This window comes from Microcoleus sp. Pol7_A1 (assembly GCF_036701085.1).
GTDB lineage: Bacteria > Cyanobacteriota > Cyanobacteriia > Cyanobacteriales > Microcoleaceae > Microcoleus > Microcoleus asticus.
The window spans coordinates 1-12225 of sequence record NZ_JAUBQD010000041.1 but is presented as its reverse complement, the minus strand read 5'-3'; the positions used below and the strand labels follow the sequence as shown (position 1 = coordinate 12225).

Below are 12225 nucleotides of genomic sequence, written 5' to 3'. Positions count from 1 at the left end.
AGTGCGATCGGCAATTTAACAGCTAACTCTACAGGCACAACTGCATTTAATCAAACAGTCAATGCCGCGAGTTTGACTACAGATGCTGGCGGCAAAACTGAACTAAATGGCAATGTGACAACCACTGGCGCTCAAACCTACGGAGATGCAGTGACAATTGCCAACAATCCGATTCTTTCAGGTGACAGCATTACTTTAGACAATACTGTAGATGGTACCAGCGATTTGAGCGATTTGACTGTGAAGGCGGTTAGCGGTAATGTGACATTCAACGGTGCAGTTGGTGCTGCAAGTGCGATCGGCAATTTAACAGCTAACTCTACAGGCACAACTGCATTTAATCAAACAGTCAATGCCGCGAGTTTGACCACAGATGTTGGCGGCACAACTCAAGTGAAGGGAAATGTCACTACAACTGGCGCTCAAACCTACGGAGATGCAGTGACAATTGCCAACAATCCGATTCTTTCAGGTGACAGCATTACTTTCAATAATACTGTAGACGGCACCAGCGATTTGACTGTGAAGGCGGCTAGCGGTAATATTACATTCACAAGTGCGATCGGCGAAACAACTCCTCTCACTAATTTAACTGCCAACAGCAAGATATCTTTAGGCGGCAATGTCACTACAACCGGCAGTCAAACTTATGCAGATGCTGTCACTGTTGCCAAAAACTTGGTTCTTTCAGGCAGCGACATTACTTTCAACAAGACAGTTGACGTAGCTGGCAATCTCGGTATTTCTGCTGACAATGTTAATCTCAAAGGAACTGTAACAACCACCAATGACGGCACGCTCACAATTGCCAATAAGGTAAATCTGAATATTGAGAAAAACCTGAATTTAGACGGTGCATTTATTCAAAAGGGCGGGGGCAATGTTGCGGTTAGCGGAAATATTGCCACAACTAATGATAACATTAGTTTTAGCGACCCGGTGACATTAAAAGCTCCTGTAAATTTTACACTCGGAGATGCAACTATTGCTTTCGGTTCTAGTTTATCAGCAGGTAGTAACCCGCTGACTTTAACGGCAGGTGAAATTGATTTTTCTGGGAATGTTTCGGGTAGTGGCCCGCTAACGCTGCAACCCGCAACAGCCGGACAAAATATTGTTGTTGGCGGAACTGATAACAATACTAGCGCTTTAGATTTGACTGCATCGGAAATTAATTTGATTCAAAATGGATTTAGCTCGATCGCGATCGGGCGATCGGATAGCAGCGCCAATATTAGTATTCCCTCTAATCTCACATTTTTAGACCCAGTAAATATTCAAACGGGAACTGGTACGATCGCAGTTAATGGAACTATAACCGGACTAGACAACAGCAGTGTTGATCTCCAAGGTTCAACAATTAATTTGAACTATGGCATCAATACAACTAACAATATAGATTTGACTGGCAACGTTCAACTGGGAAACCAGGTCGATCTCAAAAGCAGCGTTGGTAGCATTAATATAAAAGGGGCGCTCGACGGCAATCATTTGTTGGGCTTAGATGCCGCGAATGGTAATGTGTTGGTGCAAGGAAATATCGGAGAAACAACACCATTATCTGTTTTGAACGTTACTGCATCGAATGCGGAATTTATTGGAAATGTTAAAAGCAATTCTGGTTTTAATGTTACGGCTTTCACTACTAAATTAGGCGGGAATGTTACGACTAATAACGGCAACATTAATATTAGCAATGCTCTGGTTTTGACAAAGGATGCGGTATTTAGTACCGCAGGGGGAAATATTGCTTTGGGTGCGATCGACAGTATTGATGGAACCCGCAACTTAACACTAGCCTCCGGTAGCGGCAGCATCACTTTCAACGGTGCGGTGGGGGCCACCAGCAAGTTAGGAAATCTTGCGATCGACAATGCTGGCAATGTGACAGGAAACTCAACAATTAACGCGCAACAATTGACAGCACCAAACACGGAAAAAGTCAATTTATCGGGAGATGTCACCGCAGGCAAAGTCGATATTACTGCCAAGGGCGACATAAGCGTTAAAAATATTACTACTAATGGCGGAGAAATTCTATTTACAAGCGGTAACAATTTCACAGCAGGCAATTTGAATACATCGGCAAACAGTGGCGGTAACATAACTGTTAAGGCGATAACTTCAATTACGGCGGGACAAATTAACTCTAGCGGTATAGTCGGAAATGCCGGCAATGTGTTCTTAGATCCGATCGGCGATATTCAAGTAGAGTTTATCAATGCCCAAGGCGGCACTGGCGGCACCGGCGGCGATGTCACAGCAATAACAGGCAATTTTTTCCGGGCTACGGGTGCTTTTTCAACACCTTTTTCGCCGACGGGATTTGCTAGCATTTCTACTGCTGGCGGCACAGGTAGCGGAAATATCGCAATTACACACGCTGGGGGAGATGGAGGGACGCCGATTCAACCGTTTGTGGTGGGGGATGCTGGTAGCAACGGTACGGCGGGTGCAATTACAACAGGACAATCTACCATTACATCGCAGTCGTTTCCGCGTTCTAATAGTGTTGGTAATATTGCGTTTTCGACTGATGACGGCATTGATCCGACGCCAACGCCAACTCCGACTCCAGTAGTAACTCCGACTCCGACGCCAACGCCAACTCCGACTCCAGTAGTAACTCCGACTCCGACTCCGAGTGTCACTCCGACTCCAGTAGTAACTCCGACTCCGACTCCGAGTATCACTCCGACTCCGCTGGTAACTCCGACTCCGACTTCGAGTGAAACTCCCACTCCATTAGTCACTCCGACTCCGACTCCGAGTATCACTCCGACTCCATTAGTCACTCCGACTCCGACTCCGAGTATCACTCCGACTCCGCTGGTAACTCCGACTCCGACTCCAAGTGAAACTCCCACTCCGATCGCCACGCAGCCAATAGAGTTAGTATCAGAATTAACTGCGATCGCTCCTACGGAAATACAAGAGCCCGCACCTGTGACAGCAGCAGCATCCCCCACAGCCGGCGATACACCCACACCGCAAGGAGAATCCTCAACCGTTGATTCAGAAGACTTTCAACGCCGCAAAATTCCACCGGTAGACAATCCCGATGCAGCAGCCGATCGAGTTTTAACTATCGATCCAAGTATCACCAGTAAATTACCCAGCGACTTAGTACCACCCTCACCAGCATCAAAACAACCGCAAACAGTCAACCCTACTTCTAATTTAGTTCTGGGATATGTTCCGTCTCCCGATCGACTTTTTGAAGGTAACGACATACAGGAAACACTCTGGGGAATAGAAGAAATCAGGAATCAAGAATTTGGAGAATACCTGGGGGTAAAAGCCAACCTCCCAGACCAAAAAATCATGATTGCGACCTTCCAACAAACTTTAAAAAATATCGAACAGCAAACCGGCAAGCGGTCTGGTATTATCTACATAGTCTCGCGAGAAGATCGACTGGAACTAATTTTAGTTCCTCCCGTGGGGCGGCCGATTCACTACAGCGTTCCCGAAGCCAACAGAGCAGCTCTTTTCCCCACAGTCAAGGAGTTCCGCGATGAAATCACAAATCCCGCAAAACGCGCTACTAGCACTTATCTAGCCGCCGCCCAGCAACTATATAAATGGGCGATCGCACCCCTAGAAAAAGACTTACAAAACTTAGGAATTCAGACTTTATTACTGTCAGTCGATCCGGGATTGCGGAGCCTGCCCTTTGCCGCTTTGCACGACGGTAAAGGCTTCTTGATTGAAAAATACAGTTTTAGTCTAATTCCGAGTTTCAGCTTGACTAATAGCGATTATAGAGCAGTTAGAGACGCCACAGTGCTAGCAATGGGGCGGTCAGAATTTGTTGACCAACAGCCCTTGCCCAGTGTGCCGATCGAATTGCAGGCGATTTCGGCTCAGTGGCACGGGCCATCTTTCCTCAATTCCACTTTTACTATAGATAATCTCAACTCGGAACACGCCAAGGGAGGATTTCGGATCGTTCACCTAGCAACTCACGCTGAATTCAAACCGGGAAAACCGAGCAATTCATACATTCAACTGTGGAATTCTCAATTGAAGCTCGATCGCATGGAGAGTTTAAATTGGCGCAATCCGCAGGTAGACTTGTTAGTATTAAGTGCTTGTAGAACTGCTTTGGGCGATGGGGAAGCAGAGTTAGGTTTTGGAGGTTTAGCAGTAAAATCCGGCGCAAAATCTGCTTTAGGGAGTTTGTGGTATGTTGACGATGGAGCCACTTTGGGGCTGATGAGCGAATTTTACCACCAGTTGCGAGGAGCCACAACTAAGGCAGAAACTCTGCAACTTGCTCAACAGGCGATGATTGCTCGTAAAGTTCGGAGCGAAAACGGGCAGTTAGTGACAACAGCGGGGAACTTGAATTTACCGACTAACATACAACAACAAAACCAAGATTTTTCTCATCCTTATTACTGGAGCAGTTTCACTCTAATCGGAAGTCCTTGGTAAGCTGCCATTTTTATTTTTCACTCTTCGCTTCTTAGGGACGAAAGTTTCTGTTTCTACAGTAGGGGCAATGCCCGCTTGAGGCGGTTGCGGGGGTTCCCCCCTGAATATCCCCAATTTCAACCGCCGATCGCTCCAGGGGGTTTGCAACTCTATTTCTGCTTCATCACCACCAAAGTAATATCATCAAAAACCTTCGGATCGCCAATATTCTGCCGCACATCATCTATCACAGATTACCTAATGGCAATAGCAGGTAAGTCTACTTACCTGCTATTTTATAACAAGAAAAACAAGAGTTTTCCGCTCTTTATTGCTGGACTATTTTCACGGTGAGAGTTTTTTTGTAACTCCCATATTTTAAGTAGCAAATCTGTTCCTTCAACAATCATCTCTAACCCGCAGATGCTCTATCTAGGATCTAGGGCTGTTTTGTCTCGGATTTGGTGCTGCTGTTCCGTAATTGACTCGACAGCCGATATTGAACAAACTCGAACTGCACTCAAGAGGGACAATCTGCTGGTCGAGGAGGGCGCTGCAACTGACATACTCGTCGTTATTAGTATCTCTTACCATACATTCGATCGCGTTAGCTCCCGATCGCGCCGACCAACTCTTCATACCTATCACTGCAATCATATGCTGCCAGTAGAATGCAAATAGCGACACTGCAAACAGTACAGCAACTCCTAATCCTACTTTCAATTTCCAACTATTTAGGACGTTTCCCAAACTATTTTTCACGTTTTCCACCCCAGAAATTGAGCTTTCGGTAGTTGTTTCTGGAGTTGGCAAGTTTGTTTGTGTTTGTTCTGCTGGTATTTCAGACATAATGTATCTCCTCTGATTGCTAGGACTTGGCTAATCTGGCAGTTGCGATCGCTATTGCAAACTTTATCAAATTTTAGCAAACCTAGCCTGTACCGACAACCGATCCCCGCGCCACCGCTAGCCAAGTAGGTATATTGACGAAGTGCGATCGCAATTTCTATTCCTTTTGAGGTATTGCGTAATTCGCGATCGGCTATTTTGCACCTAGGGTAATAGAATTGTTGGGGATTTTCTTTGAAAACGGCTGAAATGAATCAGCGCTTTTTTTGCGAACAGCAGAGAGCGCAGAGGGCGCACAGAAAAAGAAAAGAGAGAGATATTGATTTTCACCAATCATTTATGGTGTCGATAGCAGTTCTAATAACTCAGCTTCCGAAAGTAGTTTAATCCCCAAAGATTGAGCCTTTTCCAACTTAGAACCCGCATCTTCTCCCACAACCACATAATCTGTTTTAGCACTCACAGAACTTGTGACTTTACCTCCTGCTTTTTGAATCAAATCTTTAGCTTCATCTCGTTTCAAAGTGGGCAAAGTTCCCGTCAGCACAAAAGTTTTGCCTGCAAGTTGTAAATTTGTGCTGGCTAAATTTTGATTTTTCACTTCTGACTGCAATTGCAAGCCCGCAGCAATTAACCGTTCAATCAAACTTTGATTTGCCGGCACTTGAAACCACTGATAAACAGATTGAGCAATTTCTGGCCCAATACCGTAAACGCCTTCAATAGCTGCGGCTGATGCAGAGGCCAAATCTGTCACATTGGTAAATCTTTCTGTCAGCAATTGAGCATTGACGCTGCCGACGTGGCGAATTCCTAAAGCATACAATACCCGCGACCAAGGTTGAGTTTTGGAATTGGCGATCGCACTTACTAACTTTTCTGCTAACTTCTTACCCATGCGTTCCAAACTCATCAATCTTTCCGCAGTCAAATCGTACAAATCCGCTGCAGAATGCAGCAGATTGCTATCAACCATCTGCTGCACCAACTTTTCCCCAACACCGTTAATATCCAGAGCATCTCGGCTGCAAAAATGTATCAGCGAACCCCTCAAAATCGCCGGACAAGATGTATTGATGCAGCGAGTAACGGCCTCCCCCTTTTCCCGAACCACAGGCTGTCGGCATTCGGGACAGCAACTAGGTATTTGGAAAAGTTGAGCATTTTGGGGGCGAAGTTCCGGTAAAACTCGCACAACTTCTGGTATAATTTCCCCAGCTTTTCTGACAATTACAGTATCGCCAATGTGGAGGTTCAGATCCGAAAGTCGATCGCTGTTGTGGAGAGAAGCCCGCGAAACCGTCGTTCCAGCCAACTGCACCGGCTTGAGTTCCGCTACAGGAGTCAGAGCCCCGGTTCTCCCTACTTGTACGGTGACAGCTTCTACTATTGTAGGCACTTCGGCTGCGGGATACTTCAGTGCGATCGCCCAGCGCGGAAACCTCTGAGTAAAACCCAATTGTCGTTGCAGCAAAACCGAATTAATCTTAACAACAACCCCATCCGTCATGTAAGGCAAATTTCGCCGTTCAGTATCCCAATATTCGTAATACTCCCGAACCTCATCCAAAGAATAGCAAATTTTGCGATTGGGATTCACCTTAAACCCCATTCTTCGCAACAATTCCAACGAATCCCACTGCGTGTTCTCCTCGTTACCCTCATCTAAATGCAGAGTATAAGCAAAGAAATCCAACCTGCGCTTATCCACAATTTTAGAATCCAACTGCCGCAGCGTACCCGCCGCAGCATTGCGAGGATTAGCAAACAATTGTTCCCCTGCTTTTTCCCGTTCGCGATTAATTTCTTCAAACACAGCTAAAGACAAAAAAGCCTCTCCCCGCACTTCCACAAAAGGCGGCGGATTATCTAAATTGAGCTTTAAAGGAATCGAACGAATAGTTTTGACATTTTGAGTAATTTCCTCTCCCGCAATGCCGTCTCCGCGCGTCGCACCGCGAACTAAAACCCCATTTTCATAGGTTAACGCTAAAGCAGAACCGTCAATTTTTAACTCGCAAACGTAGGAAACCCCCCCCAACCCCCCCTTAGCAAGGGGGGGAGTAGTTTCCCTGTTTTTCTTATTGCTAAGCCCCGGTGCATTTCCCTCTTGTCCCCCCCCTTGATAAGGGGGGGTTAGGGGGGGTGCATTTCCCTCTTGACCGGGAGTTAGGGATGGTGCTACCCTTTGCCAACGTTCCTGCCATTTAGCAAATTCCTCAAAATTAAAAGCATTTTCCAAACTGTAGAGAGGAATATTGTGCTTGACACTAAAAAATTGAGTAGCAGGCTGTTCTCCCACCCGCTGAGTCGGACTTTCCGCAGTAATTAATTCCGGATAATCTGATTCTAAGTCTTGCAACTGGCGATAAAGTCGATCGTACACCTCATCTGGCATAATCGGTGCATCTAGAACATAATAAGCATAGCTAGCTTCCTGTAGCTGCTGCCTCAACTGTTGAATTTGCTGCTGAATTTCGGGTTGCATATTAATATTTTGAAAGTGTATATTTTTTAACCGCAGACCATAACACAAACACAGATAATAGAGATTTTACCCCGATCTGCATCGATCTGCGGTTGTTGTTTGGACATTTAAGATCGATTAACGATCCCAATCTTCAACTTCATAAAGGAAACGAGTTCCCCCCATCAGCTTGCGATTTGCCGATGTACTTTGCACAAAAACCGCATACTTTTCTAGATTGCTCGGTTTGATGCGAACTGTCTCGCCCATTGGCAAACCCAACATTTCTCGCGCCGCTTCTCCTTCAAACAAATCCCCTGTCGAACGATCCATCAGCACAATTTCTTTCTTACCTTGGATAGTTTCGGTTTTAGTAAATTCATAAAACCCGCGCCCGGTTTTAAAAGTCAAACCATTCTCCAGAACAAAAGCTTTAATTGAAATCTCGCTGTCAACGTCTAGAATCTGAAATCTCCCCGGTTTGACGGCTCGCAATTCTGCTGATTCGTAAACAGCAACGCCTTCCCGCTTGAGCATGGTATCAAACATCTTGTTTAATCCGCGACTCATGCGACCTTCACTGACAACTTCTTGTTCGTAAGCTTGTAGTTGTTCGTTAGATGACTGTTGGTAACAAACGGCTAAAAAGAAATCTGTGATGTATGAAAATTGGTCAAGATTGAGGTGAAAACCGCCCGACTTTTCGGCTATTTCTTTGTAAAATAAAGTGGCGTGGTTACGGTTGAGAGCTTGGATGCCGTAAACGGTAATTCCCATCTGTGCTAACTTATCTACTTCCTGACGCCAGTTAAGTTTTTGAGGAGTTTGAGCGGGTGCGTGCGGGATGTCGTCGCCAATTAGTACCAATGTTTTGGAATTAGTTGGAGTCCAAGAAAGTGACTGAGCTTCGTGCAACACTAATTCATAACATTCTGGAGCATCGCCACCGCCAGTTGGCTCTACATTTTCCACAAAATTGCAAATCGTGCCGACATCGCCTGACAAATCGAGGTGTTTAGTTACGTAAGTGCTGTCAGCGTCGCAATAGTCGCCGTGAGCAATAATGCCAATGCGAATGCCAGGAATTTCATCGAGCAGTCTCGTTACCGTCTCTTTAATTTTCCGGCGAACTTGCGTCAAGCAAGGGTACATACTGCCAGTTGTATCAAAGCTAAAAACGACTTCAATATTGTTGGTTGCCATGACCTAACTCTCCTTAACAAACACCGATTTCTTAACTCTATTATAGCTCCCAAAAAGACGAGTCAGCAATTAGGTTTAAAAAAAATATCCTAATTCTGGCTCGCTTGATTTACTTCAGCATAAGGCTGGTTAAATCATCACAGATTCAAGTCGGGAAACTCGGTAAATTTCTTGTTTTCCCCGGACATGGCAGCTTGAAGATTCTCACCATCTTTTTCGCTGTTTAAATTGCCATTAGCGCGGGATTTGATAAATTCTTGAGCGTTCGGCTTGGTGAAAGCGAGCGGTTCAGCGTGTTCTACCTGAAATACGTTGGCGTAGAGGTTGGCAATAATCTGTTTGCCTCCCTGGGTCAATTCCAAGTAGTTCAAAGCTGCTGGAATGTATGGAAAAACACCATTCCAATAAAACTTGGCGTAATTTTGCCGCAAATCCCCAGGAGACTTGTAGCCCAAGATTTTATTAGTGCCGACTTCCTCAAATTCGTAGAACAGAGCACTTATTTTTCGCAGGTAATTGGGATCGCTCAACTGACCGATCAAATCGGCGGCCCTCGCGAGTCCAGAGTAATTGTTTCTGTCTTGATGAGTTTCGCTAGCAGGAACTGGGAAGCGCGTCAATTCAATATTGCGCTTGATTTGTTCGGCATCAATTAATGTGTGGCCGCCGAAGCGTTCGTCAATTACGAGTTTTCCTCGATCGACATGATAAGGAGTTAAACTGGCAGAAGTGGCACCTATTGGCACAGAAACCATGCCCCCGTCAATACCCGTAGCGTAGAGTCCCACAGCTTCTTGGTCTTGGCGGCAAACACCTTTCACGTAGCCGATATCGTGGCACAGCAGCGAGATCAGGTAGTGCAGCCAATCTTCCGGCGACACTCCCCCTTCGCGAATATGTTTGCCGCGGAGAATCTCTTGTCCCACCAAAGCCACGAGCATTGTGTGTTCCACATTGTGGTATAGAGCATCGCAGTTAGCGATATTTTCCAGAGCCATAGTCCCTGCCCAGGCGATAATTTCAGGGTAGTCAGGCTTGTACTTGCCGTAGGTTCGACGGTAGCCGGCCTGCAGCTCTTGAACAAAAGCGTCAATCAGGATAGCAGTTGCATTGAACATAATAAATTCTCTCACTCAGGCTGTATTTACAAACTCGATCGAAAATATCTTGCATAGCTGAAAAAATAATCAATGGGCATTCCAGCAGGTTTGACCCCCTCGGCGTTGAATTGTAAATTTCAGCTAGTCTTGTCAGGTTAGAAAATTGCTGTTTTGGCTATGCTTCCCACGATAACCTAATTTCCGAAGCATCCGAAGCAACAGAGTGATTTTCCGGCATTAAATATTGACGAAACAATTTACATCGTTTCACCGACTAATTATTAGAAGTCCTAGGTTTGAAACTTATGAACTGTCTGTTTTCGAGTCTCTCCACTGCTGCCCTTCGCACTCGGCGGTCGATCGCCCAAAAATACCTAGGATGGTTTGCATTCACGGCTGTTTGCACCGCCGCACCGGCAATGGGTGCCGAGAGAATTTACATAACTTACGGGCCGCTAGAAGAATCAGTTTCCATCGAATCCCTGGCACTCTTCGCCAAAGAAGGCATAATAGACTCAAACTTGGACGGCTTGGCTCAGTACGCCGACAAAACACAACTAGCTGAGATTCGCAGCGCCCTGCAAGCGAAATCTGAAATCAGCCACGTGACGATCGCCCAATTCCTTTACACGCCTCAAGGAGAAGTGCTGCTGAAGCGCTTGGGCCGAGTAATTCAAACCAAAGCTCGGCAGCCCGGATTTTATGCCATCCGAGCCGCCCTGATTTTAGCAGCCTCAGATCCAGAAGGCCTGACAATTCTCAACGTGCTGCGGAAATTCCCCACTTACGGCATCAGGATTGACATCGCCCGCGGCTTGGCTATCGGGAACGTGCTGACATCCCTGATCAACCGTTCCAATCAGACGATCGCCGGAGTCGCCCAGTTGTCCGAAGCACAAGCAGCCTCTGAACCCGCCATACCGCCCGCCGAAATGCTGCAGCCCCAGCTACCGGGCCCCTATACTTGGAAAAAATCATCGGTAACTGTGACGAGTCCAAATCGCGCTCGCACCTTTGATATGGATATTTACCTGCCGCAGGGCAGCCCGCAACCGGCCCCAGTAGTAGTAATTTCCCACGGTTTAGGTTCCGATCGCACTTCCTTCCAGTATCTAGCCAAACACTTAGCTTCCTACGGCTTTGCCGTCGCCGTCCCCGAACACCCCGGCAGCAACGCCCAACAAATCCAAGACTTAGTAACAGGCAGAGCTAGAGAAGTATCAGAACCAGCAGAATTTGTCAACCGCCCCCTCGACATCAAAGACCTGCTCGATTATTTAACCAAACTTTCTACAACCGATCCGACTTACCAAGGGCAGCTCGACTTGCAGCGAGTGGGCGTCATCGGCCAGTCTTTCGGCGGCTATACGGCTTTAGCATTAGCCGGGGCGGGGATTAATTTTGCACAGCTAGACCAAGACTGCCAGCTCGAAAACGAGACTTGGAACCTCTCCCTGCTGTTGCAGTGCCGCGCCCGCAGCCTAGAGCGCAGCCAGTACAATTTCGGCGACCCGCGCATCAAAGCTGCGATCGCCATCAACCCGATCGTCAGCAGCATTCTCGGCGAAACAAACCTCAGCAAAATCCAAATCCCAGTCATGGTAATCGCAGGCAGCGCCGATACCGTCGCCCCCGCTTTGCTGGAACAAATTCAACCGTTCACTTGGCTGACATCGCCCAACAAATATCTGGTACTGATGAACAACGGGACTCACTTCTCAACGATCGAGGATTCCCCTCAAAGCATATTTATACCACCAGCACAGGTCATCGGGCCCGAACCGGCTTTAGCCCGCCGCTACCTCAGCGGACTCAGCCTAGCTTTCATGGAAAGCTATTTGAACAACAAATCCAATTTCCGCCCGTATTTGGAGCCATCCTACGCTTTAAGCATCTCCCGAGACACTCTGGGACTGAGAATTTTGCGATCGCTCACCCCGCAGCAACTCCAGCAGTTCAGCAGTGCTCCACCTCCTCGCAGGCCGGTCTCTCCACCTACCCTCGCTCCTGTTACTCTACCTTCTCCACCTCCCATTGCTCCCGTTCGTTAGGGTTGAGGTGCGCCGAAGAGCAGGCTGGCATATCTTTTCGCGCGGGGGCGATCGACTTGTTCGCCCCTGTCTCTGTTTTCATCAGCTTTCCTAATCGCAGTCATCAGTTAAACTGTCGTTAAACCCCTTTACAAAC

General features: G+C 46.9%; 6 protein-coding genes. 2 read left to right on the top strand and 4 right to left on the bottom strand.

The window, feature by feature from the left end:
- Nucleotides 1–4440 (top strand): CHAT domain-containing protein (locus QUA20_RS21130; protein ID WP_333190987.1); only part of this gene is annotated, 4440 nt, incomplete at its 5' end.
- Nucleotides 4441–4851: 411 nt separating this feature from the next.
- Here the strand turns inward: QUA20_RS21130 and QUA20_RS21125 are convergent.
- From QUA20_RS21125 to QUA20_RS21110, 4 genes are all read right to left on the bottom strand, one after another.
- Entirely contained in the window at nt 4852–5268 is a 417-nt protein-coding gene (locus QUA20_RS21125; protein WP_172188260.1) for a hypothetical protein, read from the bottom strand.
- 337 nt (nt 5269–5605) lie between these two features.
- The gene (gene ligA / locus QUA20_RS21120) at nt 5606–7756 is read right to left on the bottom strand and encodes an NAD-dependent DNA ligase LigA (protein ID WP_333190986.1); all 2151 of its coding nucleotides are present in this window, start codon (nt 7754–7756) and stop codon (nt 5606–5608) included.
- A 117-nt stretch (nt 7757–7873) separates the two neighbouring features.
- The gene (locus tag QUA20_RS21115; protein ID WP_172188264.1) at nt 7874–8938 is read right to left on the bottom strand and encodes a vWA domain-containing protein; all 1065 of its coding nucleotides are present in this window, start codon (nt 8936–8938) and stop codon (nt 7874–7876) included.
- A gap of 137 nt (nt 8939–9075) precedes the next feature.
- A complete protein-coding gene (locus QUA20_RS21110) occupies nt 9076–10056 on the bottom strand; it encodes an Npun_R2479 family HD domain-containing metalloprotein (RefSeq protein ID WP_172188266.1) in 981 nt (326 codons plus the stop codon).
- A 287-nt stretch (nt 10057–10343) separates the two neighbouring features.
- Here QUA20_RS21110 and QUA20_RS21105 point away from each other — a divergent pair, with 287 nt between their 5' ends.
- Complete coding sequence (locus tag QUA20_RS21105) at nt 10344–12089, top strand: alpha/beta hydrolase (RefSeq protein WP_333190985.1); 1746 nt, start codon at nt 10344–10346, stop codon at nt 12087–12089.
- Nucleotides 12090–12225 lie beyond the last annotated feature (136 nt).

Coding starts and splice junctions, on each gene's coding strand:
- QUA20_RS21125 (WP_172188260.1), bottom strand. CDS start 5,268: ATGTCTGAAATACCAGCAGAACAAACACAAACAAACTTGCCAACTCCA.
- ligA (WP_333190986.1), bottom strand. CDS start 7,756: ATGCAACCCGAAATTCAGCAGCAAATTCAACAGTTGAGGCAGCAGCTA.
- QUA20_RS21115 (WP_172188264.1), bottom strand. CDS start 8,938: ATGGCAACCAACAATATTGAAGTCGTTTTTAGCTTTGATACAACTGGC.
- QUA20_RS21105 (WP_333190985.1), top strand. CDS start 10,344: ATGAACTGTCTGTTTTCGAGTCTCTCCACTGCTGCCCTTCGCACTCGG.
- QUA20_RS21110 (WP_172188266.1), bottom strand. CDS start 10,056: ATGTTCAATGCAACTGCTATCCTGATTGACGCTTTTGTTCAAGAGCTG.